The sequence below is a fragment of the Xanthomonas sp. WHRI 8393 genome, from assembly GCF_040203315.1.
Classification (GTDB): Bacteria; Pseudomonadota; Gammaproteobacteria; order Xanthomonadales; family Xanthomonadaceae; genus Xanthomonas; species Xanthomonas arboricola.
Genome location: NZ_JBEGGL010000008.1, coordinates 66,855 through 85,900, shown reverse-complemented (window position 1 = coordinate 85,900; position 19,046 = coordinate 66,855). Strand labels below are relative to the sequence as shown.

The following is a 19,046-nucleotide window of genomic DNA, read 5'->3' as shown; positions in this document are numbered from 1 at the left end:
CTGCGCAGTAGGTGTGATAGCCGCTGTCAGCCGCAGCAGTAGCAGACGTTGCCCTGCCCCAGGTCGCCGCCAAACTCCGGACATTCGGCTTTGCAGGCCCACGCACTACACGATTCGGTCTTCGGCTGTGCGTTATCGACCGCCATCACCTGGAACGCACCGAAACCGGTACTGGCCAGGAACGTGGCCGCCATCAACGCCGTCCGCAAGGTACCCCAACGCTTCTTCATGCATTACTCCTTCACCGTTGCCAAAGCCGCTGGCGCATCCGTGCGGCGCAAGGCGGCGACCAGGTCCTGCACCTGCTCCGTGGTATCGAAGACGCCAAGACGGGAATGGCGCACGCGCCCCTGCCCGTCGATGGCCATCAGCAGTGGCACGTTGCGTGCGCGAAACAGCATCAACGCGCGACGATCGGTCAACGTGACCACAGGGAAATCGAAGCCATGCACATGCGCATAGCGCGCAGCCTGCGTCGCATCGCACTGGCACACGCCGAGCAACTGCGGACGCCCGGGCAGATTGGCCTGCAGCTGCTGCGCCGCACGCAGCACGGTAGGGGCCGAGCGCTGGCAATACGGGCAGGTGGTGGTGAAGAAGAACAGCACCTGCGCCTGTCCCTGCGGCACGCCGAGCAGATGACGCTGCCCGGCGGTATCGGTGACCTCGATGCGCGGCACGTACATGCCGTCATACGGCGCGCTGATGCGGGCCTGCAGCAACTGCTGCTGCGCGCGCAGCTGCTTGTTCTGCCATGCCAGCACCGCGATCAATGCACAGGCAATCAGCAGCCCGATCCAGAGCCAGGGGAAACGTCGCGCCATGCCAGCTCCAGTAGCGTCATCAAGCCCGAGCCTTGCCCAGGCATGAGCTGATGGTCAATGGTGATATCGACAACTGCGATGTCGCGCGGGGCGGGGTTGTGGAGGCGGTCACGCCGCTGCGCTTGGGCTTGCCAGTGGCGCAGCGGTCGGCAGGCAGCGATTGCGCAACTGTGGTGTGTCGATCAACAGCAGTGCGCCGTGTCTGCGAGGCACGCAGCACTATCCGAACCATCGATGAAAGAGTGCCTGATACGACTGCGCGTGTTCCTGCGATCGGTGGCTGCAAGCGTTGCCGCCGTCATCTGATCCTTGCCGCTGGCACCGACCATTGCCGACCGATGACGCGGCGCCCTGCCGCCAGGCGAACACAAGCGGTGCGCGATCCATCAGCGCTGATCTGCAGCGCGTCTGCAACGCGCCGACAGCAGGCAGACGCGCGTTCGGCCAGCGGGTGTTGGCCCGCCGGTCACTCGATGCCGCGTACGAACAGCAGCTCTAGATCGCGCATCGGCACGAAGTCGGCCTGCCTGAACTGGAAGGTCAGCGGATCGATCTTCTTCAGCGCGCCGTCGAAGCACAGGCTGAGGATGTCGCTGGCGGCCTGTTTGCGGATGGTCAGCTGGAAGTCCTTGATCGGGCCGTTCCAGTTCTTGCCGGTGGTCAGCACATAACGCAGGTTGGCCCAGCCCAGGCCGTGCGCACCCTCGCGCCGCTGCATGCTGGCCTTGGTCGCCGGTTCGATGCAGGTGCGCTTTGCATACGACTCCAGCAGGAACGCGCTGCCCTGCGGCACGCCGGTGGACAGGCTGGGCGCGTAGGCATGCCGGATCTGCACGCTGCCCCGTGCCGGGAAGACCTGTTGCCAGACGAAGTACTCGCTGAGCGTGAAGCGCGGTTGCTGGTCCCGGTCGATCCAGCGCGCCGGCAACGGCGTGCGCCCGGTCGGCACGTTGCCCGATTCGGCGAGCGCGGCGATATCGTCGGTGCTCCAGCCGGTGGCGGCGAATGCCTTGGAGATGTCGCTGCCATCGTCCAGCAACACCACCAGCTTGCGCGTGGTGGTCACCGGTTTGCCGTCCACCCACAGGTTGAACTCGGTCAGTTCGCTGTGATCGGCCATGCCGAAATACATCGGCGGCATCGGGAAGGCGATCGGCACGCTCAATGCGCGCGCGCTGTGGTTGGTGAACACGTAGTCCACCTGCACGCGCTCCTCGCTGAGCAGCAGCGCTTCCTTGTCCATGCTGATATCGGGCTGATGCAACAGCCGGATGGTGCCGTTGTCGTCGCCGAAGCTGCTGTCGTTGGCCTGCGCACTGCCGCAGCCGAATACGGCCATCGCAAGGACCAACCCGAGCGGGCCGCGCGGAAAAGAGAGTGGCTGCATGGATCCCCTGGCACCGGCACGCACCGACGCGCCGCAGGCGCACAGCATGCCACGCACCTGCCGATGCCGCAGCGCGGGCATGCACGGCATCAACTGCGCATGGCGTACAGTCGCACGCCCTGCGCACTCCAATCCCACGCTCCGATGCCTTCCTACGTTTCCCTGCTGGCTATCGCCGCCTGCCTGATGCTGTCACTGCAAGACAGCCTCGCTGCTGCGCCCGCTCGCAGCCAGCCTGCCGCCGTGGTCTCAAGCTGCACCGCCGATGCGTACAGCAGCTGTCCGCCCTGGATGCCGTCGCAGCGTGAGATGCGCACGGTGCTTGCCGATTACTTCTGCGAGGCCGCCGATCGCGGGCTGGTCCGGCCACGCGTCAGTCGCGTGGTGCGCGCGGAGACCTCGCAGGTCACCTGCGCTGCGCTGGGGCCGGAAACCAATTCCAATATCGTGTGCGGAGGCGACATGCATTTCATCGGCCCCGACGGCCGCACCGATTTCGTCACCTTCAGCCCCACCATGCATCGCCAGGACGATGGGCGCTATGCGATCTATGAAGGCGAGGACGAAAACGAAAACGCGGTGTGGCATGTGCCCTCGCCGCAAAGCGCGTCGAAGGTCTGCACGGGCCAGCCGTTGCGTTGATTGTCCTCTGCGGTGGTGACCTCACGCGCCGCTTCGCTGCGGCGATCGGCCTTCGTTTTCGCAGGCCGGCTGACGAACGCGCTCAGTCTTCTTCAGGCGGCGGCAGCACGATGCCGTCGGCATCGATGGCGAGCTTGCCGGCCATCAGCACCGCCTGGGTGCGGTTGGTGACGCCGAGCTTGCGCAGGATCGCGGTGACATGCGCCTTGATGGTGGCCTCGGACACGCCCAGGTCGTAGGCGATCTGCTTGTTGAGACGCCCGGCGCCGAGCATCTGCAGCACGCGGAACTGTTGCGGAGTGAGATCGCGCAGGCGCTGGCCCACTTCGCGTTCTTCGCTGTCGGTCGGCGGCAGGTTCTGCGCTTCGGCCGGGATCCAGCGCTCGCCATCGAGCACCGTGGCCAGGGCGCGGCCGATGGTGTCCGAATCGGCGGACTTGGGAATGAACCCGAACGCGCCATGGTCGATCGCACGTCGCATCACCGTCGGCTCTTCGCGTGCCGACACCACCACCACCGGCAACTGCGGATGCAGCGAGCGCATATGCACCAGCGCGCTGAATCCCTGCGCGCCCGGCATGTTGAGATCCATCAACAGCAGATCGGCATCCGGTTGCGCATCGGCCAGGGTGTACAGCGCATCCACCGTGTCGGCCTCGAACAACTGCACCCCCGGCATCACGCGCTGCACAGCCCCGCGCAAGGCCTCACGGAACAGGGGATGGTCATCGGCGATCAGCAGGGTGGTCATTGAGGGGCTGGGATTGGGGATGGGGGGAGTGGGGATTTGCAGAAGCGCGGGATGGGGGGATTCGGGAGTCGGGATTCGTGGAAGCAGGGATGTCGGAATTCGCAAGAGCCGGTCTGAAAGCGCCGTCTGCGTCCCGACTGCCGTTCAATACCGGACATTCGAACGCGGAATGGCGAAGGATTGGGAACCCGCTTATGCGAATCCCCATTCCCGAATGCCCAATCACCGCCCCTCAGCGCGCCAACCGCTCGCTCACCAACGAATCCACCACCGACGGATCGGCCAGGGTCGAGGTGTCGCCGAGTTGATCGGGTGCGTTTTCGGCGATCTTGCGCAGGATGCGGCGCATGATCTTGCCCGAGCGGGTCTTGGGCAGGCCCGGTGCCCATTGCAGGTGATCGGGTGAGGCGATCGGGCCGATCTCCTTGCGCACCCAGCTCACCAGTTCCTTGTGCAGTTCCTCGCTCGGGGTTTCGCCGGCGATCAGGGTGACATAGGCATAGATGCCCTGGCCCTTGACGTCGTGCGGGAAGCCGACCACGGCCGCTTCGGCAACCTTCGGGTGCGAGACCAGCGCGCTTTCCACCTCGGCGGTGCCGATGCGGTGGCCGGACACGTTGATCACATCGTCCACGCGGCCGGTGATCCAGTAATAGCCATCGGCATCGCGGCGGCAGCCGTCGCCGGTGAAGTAGCTGCCTGGATAGGTGCGGAAGTAGGTGTCGATGAAGCGCTGATGGTCGCCATAGACCGAGCGCATCTGGCCCGGCCACGAATCCAGCAGCACCAGGTTGCCTTCGGTGGCGCCTTCCAGGATCTTGCCTTCGGCATCCACCAGTGCCGGCTGCACGCCGAAGAATGGCAGGGTGGCCGAGCCCGGCTTGAGATCGACCGCGCCGGCCAGCGGCGAGATCAGGATGCCGCCGGTTTCGGTCTGCCACCAGGTGTCCACGATCGGGCAGCGGCTGTCGCCGACCACCTCGTAGTACCAGCGCCAGGCTTCCGGGTTGATCGGCTCGCCGACGCTGCCGAGCAGGCGCAGGCTCTTGCGCGAGGTCTTCTTGACCGGCTCCTCGCCATCGCGCATCAGCGCGCGGATCGCGGTGGGCGCGGTGTAGAAGATGCTGACCTTGTGCTTGTCGATCACTTCCCAGAAGCGCGACACGTTCGGGTAGTTCGGCACGCCCTCGAACATCACTGCGGTGGCGCCGTTGGCGAGCGGACCGTAGACGATGTAGCTGTGGCCGGTGACCCAGCCCACGTCGGCGGTGCACCAGTAGATGTCGTCCTCGCGCAGGTCGAACACCACTTCATGCGTGTAGCTGGCAAACAGCAGATAGCCGGCGGTGGTGTGCAGCACGCCCTTGGGCTTGCCGGTGGAACCGGAGGTGTAGAGGATGAACAACGGATCTTCCGCGTTCATGCGCTCGGGTTCGCACTCGGCCGGCTGGCCGTCGACCACATCGTGGAACCAGCGATCGCGCGGTGCCTGCATCTCCACCGCACCGCCGGTGTGGCGCACCACCAGTACCGTTTCCACGGTGTTGGTGCCGGGCAGTTTCAGCGCCGCATCGACATTGGCCTTGAGCGGAATCTTCTTGCCGCCGCGCAGGCCTTCGTCGGCGGTGATGATCAGCTTGCTCTGGCAATCGACCACGCGGTCGGCGATCGAGTTGGCGGCAAACCCGCCGAACACCACCGAGTGCACCGCACCGATGCGCGCGCAGGCGAGCATGGCCACGGCGGCATCGACGATCATCGGCAGATAGATGGTGACGCGGTCGCCCTTCTTGACGCCGAGATTGCGCAGCGCATTGCCGAGCTTGCAGACGCGCTCGTACAGCTCGCGATAGGTGACCGGGTAGGACTGCGCATCCGGGCTGTCGGGTTCGAACAACAGCGCGGTCTTGTCGCCGCGCGTGGCCAGCTGGCGGTCCAGGCAGTTGACGCTGGCATTGAGCTCGCCGTCGCCGAACCAGCGGATATGGAAATCGTCCAGCGCGTAGCTGACGTCCTTCACCTCGGTGGGTTGCTTGAACCATTCCAGCCGCTGCGCGGCCTTGCCCCAGAATTGCTCGGGGTGTTCGATCGATTCGCGGTACAGCGTTGCGTACTGCTCGCGCGTAATGCGCGCATCGGCGGCGAACGCGGGATCGACGGGATAAACATCAGCCATGGCACCCTCACTTGCGATGAACTTGTCGGAAGAGGACGTTGCGGCTGCCCTCGGTAGGCAATCAGTGTGCCGCATCCATTCTGTCCCGGCGTTCAACCGCGCCTTAGACCTTGGTCTTAACCGCCGCAGCGCGCGATCGGCAATCGGTTGCCGGCCCTGGTGCGACGATCGGTCACCTTGCGGAATGCTGCGTTGCAGCTACGACCAAAGGCGAATAGGCTCCAAAGCGCGGACTGCCTCACGCTCCGCACAGCATCGCCATCAAGCGCGAGGCCTTATCGGGGAGAGGGGTCCATGACACACCGTACTGCACCGTTGGTGCGCCATCCGCTGGCGGCTGCCTTGTTCGTGGCGAGCATCCTGCCGGGCGTGGCGTTCGCGCAGACCGCCAAGGAAAAGGCGCTGGAAGCACGCATTGCCGAGCTCGAGCGTCAGGTCCAGCTGCTGGTGTCGGCGCAGCAACAACAGCAGGGCCAGATCACGCAGACGCAGACGCAGGTGACCGAGGTGCGCGCCGCGCAGGCACAGGCACCGGCCGCGCCTGCAGTGCCGGCCGGCAAGCGGCCGATCCAGCTGACCAGCATCACACCGAACGCAGCGGCGGGGACAACGTTCCGTTACGGTGGTTTCATCAAGGCCGACTTCATGACCACCCGCACCTCCGACGGCGCGTTGCCCGAGGGCGCGGTGGGCCGTTACCTGTATATCCCGACCCAGACGCCGGTCGGTGGCCAGGCCTCGAGCACCGATACCGACTTCCATGCCAAGTTCTCGCGCTTCAACCTGGGCGTGGACACCGTCACCGAAAACGGCGACAAGATCACCGGCTTCATCGAACTGGATTTCTTCGGCAACGCGCTGGCCAACCAGGTCAACAATCTGTACGGCGGCACCCTGCGCCACGCCTACGTGAGCTGGAACAACTGGCTGGCCGGCCAGACCTGGTCCAACTTCATCGACTCCACGATCCTGCCCGAGGCCGCCGACATCGTCGGGCCGACCGACGGCGCACTGTTCAGCCGTCAGACCCAGATCCGCTACACCCGTGGCGCCTTCAGCGTGTCGGCGGAAAACCCCGAGACGCTGACCACGCCCTACCAGGGCGGCAACACCATCCTGGCCTCCGACCACGGCGCGATGCCGGACCTGACCGCGCGCTACAACTGGAAGGGCACCTGGGGCACGTTCGGCCTGTCGGCGATCGCGCGCCAGTACCGCACGCGCAGCGCGCTGACCAACGACACCGACTTCGGCGGCGCGATTGCCGGCGGCGGCCGCTGGATCATCAATTCCAACAACGATCTGCGCTACCAGCTCAGCTACGGCGAGGGCCTGGGGCGCTATCTGGGCCTGGGCAACGGCTCGGATGTGGAGATCGACATGGACGGCAATATCCAGACCGTCAGCACGATCGCCGGCTGGGTGGCCTGGCGCCACGATTACAACGCCAAGCTGCGCAGCACGATCATGTATTCGCGGGTGAACTACGACCACGACATCGCCAATACCGGCGCGCTTGCGAGCAAATCGCAGCAGAGCATCCGCGCCAACGTGTTCTATTCGCCGCTGCCCAAGGTCGATGTGGGCGCGGAGCTGATGTATGGCCGTCGCGAAGCCGAGAACGGCGACAGCGGCGACATTTCGCGCCTGCAATTCACCACCAAGTACAGCTTCTAGTTTCTGCCACCGGCGGCTCGTTCCACTGCGGTGGGACGGGCAAGGCCACCGTCGTTTTACCCGCGCTCTACCAGGAGACAGACAATGACCGTCTCGAATGACGCACTGATCGCCAAGATCGATGCCAATCCGAAGTACCACGCACTCAAGCGCCAGCGCAACGCGCTGGGCTGGACCCTCACCGTGCTGATGTTGCTGGCCTATTACGGCTACATCGGCCTGATCGCCTTCGACAAGGAATTCCTCGCCAAGCCGATCGGTGCCGGCGTGACCTCGATCGGCATCCCGATCGCGATCGGGGTGATGGTGTTCACCATCGTCATCACCGCCATCTACGTGCGCCGCGCCAACAACACCTACGACCAGCTGACCGCGCAGATCCTCGAGGACGCACGCAAATGAGCAAGTATTCGCGCCTTCTCCTGATCCTGGCCGGGCTGATGCCGGCCGGCATCGCGCTGGCCGCCGGCGGCGACATGGGCCAGGTCGACAAGCAGCCCACCAACTGGGTGGCGATCGGCATGTTCGGCTTCTTCGTGCTGGGCACCTTGTGGATCACCAAGTGGGCGGCGGCCAAGACCAAGTCGGCCTCGGACTTCTACACCGCCGGCGGTGGCATCACCGGCTTCCAGAACGGCCTGGCGATCGCCGGCGACTTCATGTCGGCGGCCTCGTTCCTGGGCATCACCGCGGCGGTAATGGCCAATGGCTACGACGGCCTGATCTATGCGATCGGTTTTCTGGTCGGTTGGCCGATCCTGACCTTCCTGATGGCCGAACGGCTGCGCAACCTCGGCAAGTACACCTTCGCCGACGTGGCCGGCTATCGCTTTGCGCCGACCGCCATCCGCAGCTTTGCCGCGTCGGGCACGCTGGTGGTGGTGCTGTTCTATCTGATCGCTCAGATGGTCGGCGCCGGCGCCTTGATCAAGCTGCTGTTCGGCCTGGACTACTGGGTGGCGGTGACCCTGGTCGGCGTGCTGATGATGGTCTACGTGCTGTTCGGCGGCATGACCGCCACGACGTGGGTGCAGATCATTAAGGCGGTGCTGCTGCTGACCGGCGTGACCTTCATGGCGGTGGCGATCATGTGGCACTTCAACTTCAGCTTCGAGGCGCTGTTTGCCGAGGGCGTGCGGGTGAAGACGGCCATTGCGGCCAATGGCGGCGCATCGCCGGAGGACGCGGCCAAGGCCGGCCTGTCGATCATGGGCCCGGGCGGCTTCGTGAAGGACCCGATCTCGGCGATCTCGTTCGGCATGGCGCTGATGTTCGGCACCGCCGGCCTGCCGCACATCCTGATGCGCTTCTTCACCGTTCCCGATGCCAAGCAGGCGCGCAAGTCGGTGCTGTGGGCCACCACCTGGATCGGCTACTTCTACATCCTGATCTTCATCATCGGCTTTGGCGCGATCGCGCTGGTGCTGACCAACCCGCAGTTCGCCGATGTCGCCACCGGCACCATCCACGGCGGCAAGGGCGCGGCCAACATGGCGGCAGTGCTGGTCGGCAATGCAGTGGGCGGCAACGTGTTCATGGGCTTCATCTCGGCGGTAGCCTTCGCCACCATCCTGGCGGTGGTCGCAGGCCTGACCCTGTCCGGCGCCTCGGCGGTGTCGCATGACCTGTACGCCACGGTGATCAAGAAGGGCAATCCGGCGCCGGGTTCTGAGCTGAAGGTCTCGCGTGCCACCACCCTGGTGCTGGGCGTGATCGCGGTGCTGCTGGGCATCGTGTTCGAGAAGCAGAACGTGGCCTTCATGGTGTCGCTGGCGTTCGCCATCGCAGCCTCGGCCAACTTCCCGGTGCTGATCCTGTCGTTGTTGTGGAAGAACTGCACCACCCGCGGTGCGGTGGTCGGCGGTTTCCTGGGCCTGGTCTCGTCGCTGGTGCTCACCATCCTGTCGCCGTCGGTGTGGGTGGACACGCTGGGCAACGCAGCCGGTTCGGCGCCGTTCCCGTACACCTCGCCGGCGCTGTTCTCGATGACCATTGGCTTTGTCGGCATCTGGCTGTTCTCGATCCTGGATCACAGCCCGCAGGCCGCCAACGAACGTGCCGCGTTCAAGGCGCAGCAGATCCGTGCCGAAACCGGCCTGGGTGCCAGCGGTGCGTCGGGTCACTGACGTACAGTCACTGCGCAGTCGCAGAACGCCGGCCTAGTGCCGGCGTTTTGCGTTTTGGCCAAGACAGGCAGCGGGCAGCGCCTGTGCCACGTCCCTACGATCGTCTTCTGACGCGAAGGGCGGGGGGGTATCGGTCGAGCGCGCGCACCGCGCGGGTGCCGGCAGCGATCCAGCGTCGTGACGACGCGGGCGCAACGCCCCATCAGACCTCGGTGCGCAGGCGCCCGACGCGCTGCGCGCGCATGCACGACAGCGCTGCGTCCTTGCGTGGCATCGATGCGATCGCATTGCCCGCTTCGTTTTGCACGCAATGCCTGCGCGATCGCGAACAACCGCAACACCAGCGAAGAAATTAAGTCATCTAGGGTGACTAAATTGGCCGCAAGCCGAACGCTGATCACGCCCGGCTTGGCCTCTCCCCCGGTATCGACCGGTTGGCGAGTGCGCAAGCGAGTCCGCCGATTGCGTCGACCCGTCGGCTCTCGTCCACCTCTTGCCCTTCCTGTACCTACGAACCGGGACACTGAGACCATGCCTATCCTCCTCGCTCCACATCCGCTGGCCCGCGCCTGCCGCCTGTTCGGCGCCCTGGCCCTGCTGGCTGCACTGCCGCAGCTGGCGATGGCCGCATGCAACGACAGCTCCGATATCAAGATGCAACGCATCCTGTTCAACTCCTCCAATACCGTTGTGCTGGCGCACCGTGGCTTATGGGGCAAATACGCCGGCATCGCCGACATGCCGGAAAACTCGCGCGGCTCGCTGCAGATCGCCAACGACCAGTGCATGGATGGCGTGGAGCTGGACGTCAAGCTCACCAGCGATGGCGTGCCGGTATTGCTGCATGACTACAACCTGGGCCGCACCACCACCGTGTGGCAGCAACATCCCGGAGTGAAGTACGACCCGATCACCAACCAGGGCGTCAACCCGTCGATTCTGGTCACCCCGTGGTCGCAGGTCAGCCAGTTGTTCCTGCTGACGCCTGATCGTCGTACCACCACCGGCTATCACGTACCGCGTGTGGATGAGCTGTTTGCCTATTACAAGCAGCACAACCTGCGTACGCCGATGGTGTTCGACATCAAGGATGCGGCCACGGTACGCGCAGTGCGCAAGGCCGCCGAAAGCCAGTTCGGCGCGGCATCGGGCAGCTATGTGGCCGCCAAGGTCAATGCAACGCTGTACACCAGTCGCGATGCCTATCGTGCAGATGGCAGCGGCATGGTCGGCATACCGGTGTTTACCACCAACATGCTGGGCAAGATCAATGTGCGCCAGACGATTTCGGCATGGATGAACAACGGTCACCAGACGATGGAGATCAACGTCAAGCAACTCGGCGGCCTGCTGCAGAGCGATGCCGATTTCATTCGCGAGCGTGGGTATCGCGTGGGCGTCTTCCAGGCGATTCCGGATGGCCCGTCTGCTGGCAAGTTCTATCAAAGCAGCGGCGCCTGCTGCTACGCGCTGTCGGATCTGTATTTCTCCTACGGCGGTGGCCGCGACACGGCCGACAATCGCGGCAATCTGGATTTCATCGTACGCGACGAGGCCTTTGGCCTGATCACCAGCGACGACCCGAAAGCGGCCATCGCCTACCTGCGCGCGCGCGGCAAGCACGACTAAGAGCAACTGACAAAACTACTGCGCAGCCGCCAGGCGGGCGCGGCCGGTGCTCGGAGTCCTCATGTACCACTCGTACACGCCGGTCCCTCCGCGTCGCCCACGCCCACCTGACAACTGCTCGCTACGTTTCGTTAGCCGCTCTCAGCAGCTGTTGCCGGCCCGTGCGGGCCGGCGGTCCCGGCGGCGGCACTGCCGCCGCCGGTTCATGCCATGACGGAGATTGCCCATGTTTTCCACACCGCATTGTTTCAGGCTGCTTTGGTTGAGCCTTGCCTGCTCCACTCCGTTGGCGCAGGCCGCCACACCCGATGCACACCTGCACACTGGCCCGGCTTCCGGAAAGGTGCTGCAGATTGGACACCAGACCTTCAGTGCGCCGGAATATCGCGCGCTGGCCCTGGCCGACCTGCCGCAGAACGCCAATCCGGCCGTTGCGGCCGACCCGAGTTTCATACGCGAATTTGCCGACCGGCTGCTGCTGGTTGACCAGGCCCGCCAGGCGCACCTGCAAGACGACCCGGTGGTGGCCGCGCACATCCGTCAGGCCACCGATGCCATTCTTGCCGAGGCAATGCAGCGGCGCGCACGCGATGCCGCGTCTATCGACGCCACGCAGGTGCAGGCCCAGTTCGATGCGCATCCGCACGATTACGACGAGGTTCGCCTCAGCCATCTATTCGTGGCGCTGCAGCCCCAAGGCGATGCCCGGCGCGGCACACCGTTGACCGATGCGCAGGCGCTCGCACGCGCACAGCGGCTCAAGCAGCAGCTGGATGCCGGCACGCCCTTCGAAGAACTGGCAATGCGCGAATCCGACGATGGCAGCACTGCGGCCGAGGGCGGCCAGCTGTCATCGATCTTCCTGCGCAACGTGGCCGATGTCTTTGCTGCGCCCGTGCAGGGGCTGGGCGTGGGGCAGGTTTCGGCCCCCGTCCGCGGGCCGGAGGGATATCACCTGATCTGTGTGGATGCGCGCATACCCGCCACGCTGGAGACAGCGCGCGGACAGATCGAAGTGCAATTGCGCGACCAGGCCGCCACCGCTGCACTGGAACGTCTGCGCCAGGACAACCCGTTGCAGTTCGATCGCGCCGCACTGGAAGCGGCGCTGCGTTGATGCCAACGCCTGCGCTGAACGTTGGCGCGCGGCCATGGCATCGGAGGCGGTCGCGCTGGCCGGTGGCGGGCGCGATGTGCGTGGCCGTAGCGATGTCGGCCGCCGGAATGTGGAGCCTGCGCACGCCTGCTGCGTTGCACCCGCAGAGCAGCGTCGCTGCGCACCCTGCGGTGCATGCCGGCGTTGCATCGACGCAGCTGCCGGCGCGCGTCGGTCAGGGCCTGTTCGACAGCGCCATGCAACAGCTGGCCTGTCGTCAACAGGGTGAGGAGCGAGCCGCGCAGATCGCGCACGGCGGTGCACAGGTGCCGCCGTTGGAGGGCCGTCGCTGCGTCGCCGGCACGCAGCTGCAGATCGAGGCGCTGCTACGCACGGCCGCGGCGCACGGCGATACCGATGCGCAACGCTATCTACTTGCGCAGCGTGCGGCCGAGTTGCTGCAACGTGCGGTGGCCGGCGTACCTGCCGGCATGCCTGCGCACCTGTCGGCGAGCGACGAACAGGAGGTGGCCGCGATTGTGGCCGAGTTGGAAGCGCTGGCATTGGCGGGCCATCGCGATGCCATCGACACCTTGGCGCAGGTGGTGGAATCGCCGCTGTTGCATGCGCCCGACCCGGTGTATGCGGCGGCGTGGCGGCTGGCGTCGCGCCAACCGCCGGACCACGCGCTGGATCCATCGGCACCGTTGCAGGCAGAAGACGAATTGCTGGAGTCGCTCACCCAACAACAGCAGCAACAGGCACGTGAGCTGGCGGTTGAGTTGTTCGGCTATTGCTGCCGTGGGCGCGCTGCCACCGCAGATTGACGCCGGTTCTGCGACGCACGAACCAGCGCCCATCCAACGGCAACGCAGACTGTCAGCACCCGCGACAGGGGCGGGGCACCTTCAGTCAACGGAAGTAGCGCGCCTTCAACGGCAGCGTCGCCGCACCGATCGCGCAGGCGTCGGCCGGTGCCTCGGCCGGCAGCAGTAGCGGCATCGGCCTGCCCTGACCGCGACGCGGCAGGTTGTCGATCTGCACGGCGGCGATCAGGCGTCGGGCCAGATCGGCCGGCAGGCGGCCGCCGAACACGATCGCTTCCGGGTCGCACACCGCGGTGATCGCCGAGACGATCAACGACACCCCCGGCGCGCTGCGCGCGATCCAGCGCTCGATCGCCGACCAGGTCGGGTCGTAGGCGGCCAGCAGGCTGCGCACGTCGGCAAACGCCACGCCGTCGTCGGCCAGCAGTTCGCGCAGCAGTTCCAGCGTGGCGCGTTCGAGCTTCTGCGCCGGCAGCATGCCGGCGAATTCACCGGCATTGCCGCGCGCACCGCGCATGACCTGGCCGTCGATGACCAGGCCGCCGCCGAACCCGTAGCTGAGATAGAGGTAGGCAAAGTCGCGATGTCGACGGCCCACGCCCAGCATCGCTTCGCCGGCGGCGGCCACGCTGCCGTCGTTGTCCATCCACACCGGCTGCGCGCAGGCCTGCGCCAGCCACGGCGCCAGGGCGAACTCGCCAAGCGCACGCAGCGGCTCGGGCGGATTGATGCGCCCGTCCTCGCCGGTAAAGAACCCGCTCATCGCCAACCCGATCCCCAGCCGCGGCCCCACCGCGTGGTCCAGGCCTGCCAGCAGCGCTGCGTCGCCGGCCTGCAACTGCAGCAACACCGCGTCGGCACTGCGCGCGTCCAGCGGCAGCTCGCTGACCGCCAGTACCTGGCCGGCGAAATCCACCAGCGCCAGGCTCAGCGCGTCGGTGGCGATGGAGACGCCCAAGGTGTGGCCGTGCGCCGGGTTCAACGACACCGCCACCCCCGGCTTGCCGCGGCCGGCACGTGCCACGCCGCTGCCCATGTGGACCATGCCGCGCGCCTGCAGGCCTTCGATCAGGCGCACCGCAGTCTGCACGGTCAGCCCGGTGCCGCGGCTGAGGTCGGCGCGGGTGAGCACGCCGGCCAGGCGCAGGCGGTCGAGCATGTCGCGCTCGTTGCGGCTCAGGCCGGGGAAATTCGGCGCATGCGGCGGCAATGCGACAGCGGCAGTGGACGGCATGGCGAGCGGCGGCGCGGGGGAGGGGCCAGCTTACCCGGTCCGGTCAAAATAATTAATTTACAGTAAGTTATTGGACTGCCAGCCTCTGTCATCACCGGTCATCCCGCCTCACGCCTGCGCACCTGTCCGTGTTCCCGGCCGCGGCCTGCTGCCCCTGCTCGACCTGCACCGCCGAGCTGCAGATGGCCGACGGCAAGCGCCAGCCACGCGAGGCCAGTCGCGCCGACTACGACGAGGCGCCCAACCGCGCAGCGCGCTGGCCTGGATCGCGCGCAAAAAGCGATGGATGCTGGTCGCCGACTGCGGTTCCAGCACCCTGACCGTGCGCGTGGACGGTGCGCCTGCACGCGCTCAATCGTCTCATCCACACCGGCATTCCGAGCGGGAACGCCCTGTCGCCAACCAGCTCGGCGTGCGCATCGCCCTACGCCCCTGAGCACACTCCGGCGGCGCGGTACCATTGGTGGTTTGAACCACGGTCCGCGCCACGCCATGAAGATTGCCTCCTGGAACGTCAACTCGCTCAATGTGCGCCTGCCGCACCTGCAACAGTGGCTGGGCACGTTCGCACCCGACGTGGTCGGCATCCAGGAAACCAAGCTGGAAGACCACAAGTTTCCGGATGCGGCGCTGGCCGCTGCCGGCTATCGCAGCGTGTTCTGCGGGCAGAAGACCTACAACGGCGTGGCGATCCTGTCGCGCTCGCCGGCGCTGGACGTGCAGATGGGCATCCCCGGTTTCGACGACGTGCAGCAGCGCGTGATCGCCGCCACCGTCGATGGCGTGCGCATCGTCAACCTGTATGTGGTCAACGGCCAGGACGTGGGCACCGACAAGTACGCCTATAAGCTGCGCTGGCTGGCCGCGGTGCACGACTGGCTGGTGCAGGAGCTGCACAAGTATCCGCAGCTGGTGGTGCTGGGCGACTTCAACATCGCTCCGGATGCGCGCGATGTGCACGATCCGGCAGTGTGGAACGAGCACCACATCCTCACCTCCAGCGCCGAGCGCGCCGCGCTGGAACAACTGCTGACGCTGGGCCTGCACGATGCGTTCCGCCTGCATCATGAGCAAGCCGAGCAGTTCAGCTGGTGGGATTACCGCCAGGCCGGATTCCGCCGCAATCTGGGCCTGCGCATCGATCTGACCCTGGTCTCGGAGGCCTTGCGCGCACGCGCGGTGGACGCGGGCATCGATCGCGAACCGCGCACCTGGGAGCGCCCCAGCGACCACGCACCGGCCTGGGTACGCCTGGCCGAGGCGGGCGCATGAGCGAGCGGCATCTGCGGCGTAGCACATACAAGGTTGGCGAGGTCACGATCAGCCCGGTGCATCGGCTGAGTTGCCACTGCGGCGCGGTGCAGATCGATCTGGATCTGCCGCACGGCCTGCTCGATCCACGTCGTTGCGACTGCTCGATGTGCCGCCGCCGGGGCGCCATCGTCGCCTCGGTGACGCTGGATGGCCTGCACGTGCGGCAGGGCGAGGACGTGCTGCGGCTGTATCAGTTCAACACGCACGTGGCGGCGCATTATTTCTGCGGTGTGTGCGGCATCTACACGCATCATCGGCGGCGCTCCAATCCCAACGAGTACGGCTACAACGTCGGTTGCCTGGAAGGCGTCAATCCCTATGCATTGAACATCGCCGTGCCGGTGGAAGATGGGGTGCACCATCCGTTGGATCGTGCTCCGGCCGATGGCTGAAACGACAACGCCCGGGCAGGCCCGGGCGTTGAATGTTCCATCAGTGGATGCGTGCTTAGCGCACGCGGCCACGGGTGAACAGATTGACGATTGCCAGCAGGATCACCGCACCCACCAGCGACCACACGAAGGTCCACAGCGTGATCGCCTGATTGATGCCGCCACCGAACAGGAACCCGGCGATCAGCGCGCCGACGATGCCGACCACGATATTGAGAATGATGCCCTGCTGTGCATCGCGACGCATGATGATGCTGGCCAGCCAACCCACGATGCCGCCGACGATCAACCAGATGATGATGCCCATGTTGCCGAACTCCTCATGCGATTGCACCGGAAGTAGTGCATGGGCGCCATTCAACGCAGGCCGGCGTGAAGTGACTGTCGAGCGCGGTCGCACGCGCATGCGGCTGTTGTGCTTGGTGCACGCAGCGTGACAGCGCACGCAAGCTGGCATATCGGCCCGGTGCAGCTGTGGCTGCGTCCGCACCGGCATGGCGAGCGTGGCGAACCGCAGGCGCGCGAGTTGCTGGGCCAGGCTTTGGCGCTGGAACCGGCCCAGGTGCCGCTGCGGCGCGACGAGCGTGGGCGGCCGTCGCTGCAGCCGGCCTTGCCCGACCGGGACACCGGCTGGAGCCATAGCGGCGACTACCTGCTGGTCGGCCTGGGGCAGGGCGTGCGGCTGGGCGTGGATCTGGAGCGCATCCGCGCGCGCCCACGTCTGCTGGAAATCGCGCAACGATTCTTCCATGCCGACGAAATCGCAGTGCTGGCCGGACTGCAGCCGGACGCGCAACAGGCGCTGTTTTTCCGCCTGTGGTGCGCCAAGGAAGCGCTGCTCAAGGCGTACGGGCATGGCCTGTCGTTTGGCCTGCATCGGCTTGCCTACGCAGTGGCACCCGACGGCGCATTGCAGTTGCAGTGGTGCGACCCCGCGCTCGGCCAGGCCACGCAATGGCAGTTGCACGAATGGTGGGCCGCACCGGATTGCCGCGCTGCGCTGGCGTTCTACCCGTTGCCGGCCGAATAGGCGCGGCGATCGCTTCACTGCGTGGCTGCAGCGCGGTGAGCGTTGCGTCCTGGACCGTGATGCAGCACGTGCCGGACATGGATGCTTGCGTTGCTGGTCCGACCGACGTCTCAGGCATGTTCCGGCCGCGTCGCAGCGTGCGGCAAAATCGGCTGACGGAACTGCGCCTCCCCATCCAGATTGCGCAAGGTCACCGTCAGCACGCCGGTGCGTGCATCGATCTCCACTTCGCCAAAGAACTGAAATCCTGCCAGCGGCGACAGGTTGGGCGCCGGCGGTGCTTTCTGGAAGATCACCGTCGGGCCGAAGGTGGCATCGAGTGCATTCGGGCCGAAGCTGCCGGCATTGAGCGGGCCGGCCACGAACTCCCAGAACGGCTCGAATTGCTGAAACGCCGCCCGATCCGGGTGGTAGTAATGCGCCGCGCAATAATGCACATCGGCAGTCAGCCACAGCGTGTTGCGAATGCGCGCTGTGCTGATGAAACGCAGCAGCGTGGCGATCTCCTGTTCACGCCCGCGCGGCACATCCGGATCGCCGTTGGCGATCGCCTCCCAGCGCGCGCGGCCTGCGGCGTCCTGCCCATCGGGCACCTGCAGGCCGATCGGCATGTCGGCGGCAATCACCTTCCATTGCGCGCGCGAGCCGGCCAGTTCGTGCTGCAGCCAGGCCAGTTGCTGCGGGCCCAGAAAGGCCGCGTCCGCGCCCGGTTGCGGCTGCAGGTTGTCGCTGTTGGCGCCGCGATAGCTGCGCATGTCCAGCACGAATACATCCAGCAGCGGGCCATAACTGATCTTGCGGTAGATGCGCCCGTTGCCATCGGCATGCACGCCGCGCAGCGGTGCGTATTCCAGAAATGCCTGACGTGCACGACCGGCCAGCACCCCGATATCGCGCACCTGATAGCGCTCGTCCAGCTGCTTGCCGGGCGACCAGTTGTTGGTGGTTTCGTGGTCGTCCCATTGCCAGACCTGCGCCACCTCGGCATTGAAGCGGCGCACATGCTCATCGAGCAGGTTGTAGCGGTAGTTGCCGCGGAATTCGTCCAGCGTTTCGGCCACCTTGCTCTTGGCCGCGGTGGTGAGGTTGCGCCAGCGCCTGCCTTCTTCCACGATCAGCTCGGCCGGGATCGGGCCGTCGGCATAGATGGTGTCGCCGCTGTGCAGGAAGAAATCCGGGTTGCGCTCGCGCATCGCGCTGTAGATGCGCATGCCGCCGATGTCCGGATTGATGCCGAAGCCCTGGCCGACGGTGTCGCCACTCCAGACAAAGCGCACATCGCCACGCGCCTGCGGCGCACTGCGCAGATGGCCGTGCACCGGTGCGCTCAAGACACCGTTGTCGGCATCTTCGAAGCGCACCCGGTAGAAGATGTCCTGATCGCGCGGCAATGCACCCAGATCCACCCGCGCAGTGAAATCGTGCGCTGGCGAAGCCACCGGCCCATCCACGCGACGCGCCTGACGCAGGCTCGGGCGCGTATCCCATTCCACCCGCAGCCGCGCCGGCCGATCGCAGCGGCTCCACAGCAACGCCCGGCCATCCACGACATCGCCGCTCTGCACCCCATCGGTGATCAGCGGCCGCCCGGACGGCGCAGCCAGACTACGCGTGGACCAACCGGCAGTGGCCGGCAGCAACAAGCCGGCACCCAACCCTTGCAACACGCGGCGGCGGGCGGGATCGGAGGCGGTCATGGGATCCTCGAACGTCTGGCAGCGGCGCCCAGATATAGCGCCGCCGTCTTACCGGCGCGTGTCCATCGCGCTGCACGACGCGCCCGGCCTGTGGGGATGGATGCAGTCACCGCGTTGTGCAGCACGCATCGCAAGCTCTGCGCGGCAAGGTCGTGGCAAGGCGGTTCACGCGTGCTGCGACAGTCGTGGAGATCGGCAAAGGCAAGTTGTGGTGGATGGTGAGGCAGGAGGTCGCCACCACCCG

At 66.1% G+C, this 19,046-nt stretch carries 18 protein-coding genes and 1 other RNA gene; 11 read left to right on the top strand and 8 right to left on the bottom strand.

Annotation, left to right across the window (positions count from 1 at the left end; all coding sequences use genetic code 11):
- Positions 1–26: 26 nt before the first annotated feature.
- From ABQ137_RS19440 to ABQ137_RS19430, 3 genes are all read right to left on the bottom strand, one after another.
- Positions 27–230: a hypothetical protein gene (locus ABQ137_RS19440; protein WP_016901788.1), complete on the bottom strand. Its 204-nt coding sequence runs from the start codon at positions 228–230 to the stop codon at positions 27–29.
- Positions 231–233: 3 nt separating this feature from the next.
- Complete coding sequence (locus ABQ137_RS19435; RefSeq protein WP_181097862.1) at positions 234–797, bottom strand: peroxiredoxin family protein; 564 nt, start codon at positions 795–797, stop codon at positions 234–236.
- 493 nt (positions 798–1,290) lie between these two features.
- The gene (locus tag ABQ137_RS19430) at positions 1,291–2,163 is read right to left on the bottom strand and encodes a DUF4424 family protein (protein WP_503021255.1); all 873 of its coding nucleotides are present in this window, start codon (positions 2,161–2,163) and stop codon (positions 1,291–1,293) included.
- 357 nt (positions 2,164–2,520) lie between these two features.
- Here ABQ137_RS19430 and ABQ137_RS19425 point away from each other — a divergent pair, with 357 nt between their 5' ends.
- Positions 2,521–2,853, top strand: a complete 333-nt coding sequence (locus ABQ137_RS19425; protein ID WP_226427882.1) for a hypothetical protein — start codon at positions 2,521–2,523, stop codon at positions 2,851–2,853.
- An 82-nt stretch (positions 2,854–2,935) separates the two neighbouring features.
- Here ABQ137_RS19425 and ABQ137_RS19420 read toward each other — a convergent pair whose 3' ends face one another.
- Positions 2,936–3,604, bottom strand: a complete 669-nt coding sequence (locus tag ABQ137_RS19420) for a response regulator transcription factor (RefSeq protein WP_016901792.1) — start codon at positions 3,602–3,604, stop codon at positions 2,936–2,938.
- Positions 3,605–3,836: 232 nt separating this feature from the next.
- The gene (gene acs / locus ABQ137_RS19415; RefSeq protein ID WP_065033398.1) at positions 3,837–5,780 is read right to left on the bottom strand and encodes an acetate--CoA ligase; all 1,944 of its coding nucleotides are present in this window, start codon (positions 5,778–5,780) and stop codon (positions 3,837–3,839) included.
- A 294-nt stretch (positions 5,781–6,074) separates the two neighbouring features.
- Between acs and ABQ137_RS19410 the strand changes: the two genes are divergently transcribed.
- The 7 genes from ABQ137_RS19410 (at position 6,075) to ABQ137_RS19380 (ending at position 13,135) form a co-directional block, all read left to right on the top strand.
- Entirely contained in the window at positions 6,075–7,457 is a 1,383-nt protein-coding gene (locus tag ABQ137_RS19410) for a DcaP family trimeric outer membrane transporter (RefSeq protein WP_039521213.1), read from the top strand.
- Positions 7,458–7,541: 84 nt separating this feature from the next.
- A complete protein-coding gene (locus ABQ137_RS19405) occupies positions 7,542–7,859 on the top strand; it encodes a DUF485 domain-containing protein (RefSeq protein WP_024937573.1) in 318 nt (105 codons plus the stop codon).
- A complete protein-coding gene (locus ABQ137_RS19400) occupies positions 7,856–9,583 on the top strand; it encodes a cation acetate symporter (RefSeq protein WP_065033399.1) in 1,728 nt (575 codons plus the stop codon). The genes ABQ137_RS19405 and ABQ137_RS19400 overlap by 4 nt, the downstream gene beginning before the upstream one ends.
- 621 nt (positions 9,584–10,204) lie before the next feature.
- Complete coding sequence (locus ABQ137_RS19395) at positions 10,205–11,212, top strand: glycerophosphodiester phosphodiesterase family protein (RefSeq protein WP_349783406.1); 1,008 nt, start codon at positions 10,205–10,207, stop codon at positions 11,210–11,212.
- Positions 11,213–11,273: 61 nt separating this feature from the next.
- A non-coding RNA gene (locus ABQ137_RS19390) (sX9 sRNA) lies at positions 11,274–11,349 on the top strand.
- Between the two features lie 89 nt (positions 11,350–11,438).
- Entirely contained in the window at positions 11,439–12,329 is an 891-nt protein-coding gene (locus ABQ137_RS19385) for a peptidylprolyl isomerase (RefSeq protein WP_349783390.1), read from the top strand.
- Between the two features lie 92 nt (positions 12,330–12,421).
- Positions 12,422–13,135, top strand: coding sequence for a hypothetical protein (locus tag ABQ137_RS19380; protein ID WP_311770054.1), 714 nt, complete (start codon positions 12,422–12,424; stop codon positions 13,133–13,135).
- 85 nt (positions 13,136–13,220) lie between these two features.
- Here the strand turns inward: ABQ137_RS19380 and ABQ137_RS19375 are convergent, their stop codons facing one another.
- A complete protein-coding gene (locus ABQ137_RS19375) occupies positions 13,221–14,369 on the bottom strand; it encodes an ROK family transcriptional regulator (RefSeq protein ID WP_166771888.1) in 1,149 nt (382 codons plus the stop codon).
- Between the two features lie 492 nt (positions 14,370–14,861).
- On the opposite strand from ABQ137_RS19375, the gene xth reads away from it, so the two are divergent.
- Together xth and ABQ137_RS19365 are read left to right on the top strand one after the other, a co-directional pair.
- Complete coding sequence (gene xth / locus ABQ137_RS19370; RefSeq protein ID WP_184519898.1) at positions 14,862–15,641, top strand: exodeoxyribonuclease III; 780 nt, start codon at positions 14,862–14,864, stop codon at positions 15,639–15,641.
- Positions 15,638–16,075 carry a GFA family protein gene (locus tag ABQ137_RS19365; RefSeq protein WP_184519901.1) on the top strand — a complete coding sequence of 146 codons (438 nt, stop codon included), beginning with the start codon at positions 15,638–15,640 and terminating at the stop codon, positions 16,073–16,075. Before xth ends, ABQ137_RS19365 begins: the two co-directional genes overlap by 4 nt.
- Positions 16,076–16,130: 55 nt before the next feature.
- Here ABQ137_RS19365 and ABQ137_RS19360 read toward each other — a convergent pair whose 3' ends face one another.
- Positions 16,131–16,382: a GlsB/YeaQ/YmgE family stress response membrane protein gene (locus ABQ137_RS19360; protein ID WP_016901812.1), complete on the bottom strand. Its 252-nt coding sequence runs from the start codon at positions 16,380–16,382 to the stop codon at positions 16,131–16,133.
- A 126-nt stretch (positions 16,383–16,508) separates the two neighbouring features.
- Here ABQ137_RS19360 and ABQ137_RS19355 point away from each other — a divergent pair, with 126 nt between their 5' ends.
- Positions 16,509–17,105: a 4'-phosphopantetheinyl transferase family protein gene (locus ABQ137_RS19355; RefSeq protein ID WP_024937565.1), complete on the top strand. Its 597-nt coding sequence runs from the start codon at positions 16,509–16,511 to the stop codon at positions 17,103–17,105.
- Between the two features lie 110 nt (positions 17,106–17,215).
- Here the strand turns inward: ABQ137_RS19355 and ABQ137_RS19350 are convergent, their stop codons facing one another.
- On the bottom strand, positions 17,216–18,802 hold the full coding sequence (locus tag ABQ137_RS19350; RefSeq protein WP_184519904.1) for an alkaline phosphatase D family protein: 1,587 nt from the start codon (positions 18,800–18,802) through the stop codon (positions 17,216–17,218).
- Between the last annotated feature and the right edge of the window lie 244 nt (positions 18,803–19,046).

Coding starts and splice junctions, on each gene's coding strand:
- ABQ137_RS19385 (WP_349783390.1), top strand. CDS start 11,439: ATGTTTTCCACACCGCATTGTTTCAGGCTGCTTTGGTTGAGCCTTGCC.
- ABQ137_RS19365 (WP_184519901.1), top strand. CDS start 15,638: ATGAGCGAGCGGCATCTGCGGCGTAGCACATACAAGGTTGGCGAGGTC.
- ABQ137_RS19440 (WP_016901788.1), bottom strand. CDS start 230: ATGAAGAAGCGTTGGGGTACCTTGCGGACGGCGTTGATGGCGGCCACG.
- ABQ137_RS19380 (WP_311770054.1), top strand. CDS start 12,422: ATGTCGGCCGCCGGAATGTGGAGCCTGCGCACGCCTGCTGCGTTGCAC.
- ABQ137_RS19360 (WP_016901812.1), bottom strand. CDS start 16,382: ATGGGCATCATCATCTGGTTGATCGTCGGCGGCATCGTGGGTTGGCTG.
- acs (WP_065033398.1), bottom strand. CDS start 5,780: ATGGCTGATGTTTATCCCGTCGATCCCGCGTTCGCCGCCGATGCGCGC.
- ABQ137_RS19430 (WP_503021255.1), bottom strand. CDS start 2,163: ATGGCCGTATTCGGCTGCGGCAGTGCGCAGGCCAACGACAGCAGCTTC.
- ABQ137_RS19400 (WP_065033399.1), top strand. CDS start 7,856: ATGAGCAAGTATTCGCGCCTTCTCCTGATCCTGGCCGGGCTGATGCCG.
- xth (WP_184519898.1), top strand. CDS start 14,862: ATGAAGATTGCCTCCTGGAACGTCAACTCGCTCAATGTGCGCCTGCCG.
- ABQ137_RS19395 (WP_349783406.1), top strand. CDS start 10,205: ATGGCCGCATGCAACGACAGCTCCGATATCAAGATGCAACGCATCCTG.
- ABQ137_RS19405 (WP_024937573.1), top strand. CDS start 7,542: ATGACCGTCTCGAATGACGCACTGATCGCCAAGATCGATGCCAATCCG.
- ABQ137_RS19420 (WP_016901792.1), bottom strand. CDS start 3,604: ATGACCACCCTGCTGATCGCCGATGACCATCCCCTGTTCCGTGAGGCC.
- ABQ137_RS19350 (WP_184519904.1), bottom strand. CDS start 18,802: ATGACCGCCTCCGATCCCGCCCGCCGCCGCGTGTTGCAAGGGTTGGGT.
- ABQ137_RS19410 (WP_039521213.1), top strand. CDS start 6,075: ATGACACACCGTACTGCACCGTTGGTGCGCCATCCGCTGGCGGCTGCC.
- ABQ137_RS19375 (WP_166771888.1), bottom strand. CDS start 14,369: ATGCCGTCCACTGCCGCTGTCGCATTGCCGCCGCATGCGCCGAATTTC.
- ABQ137_RS19425 (WP_226427882.1), top strand. CDS start 2,521: ATGCGCACGGTGCTTGCCGATTACTTCTGCGAGGCCGCCGATCGCGGG.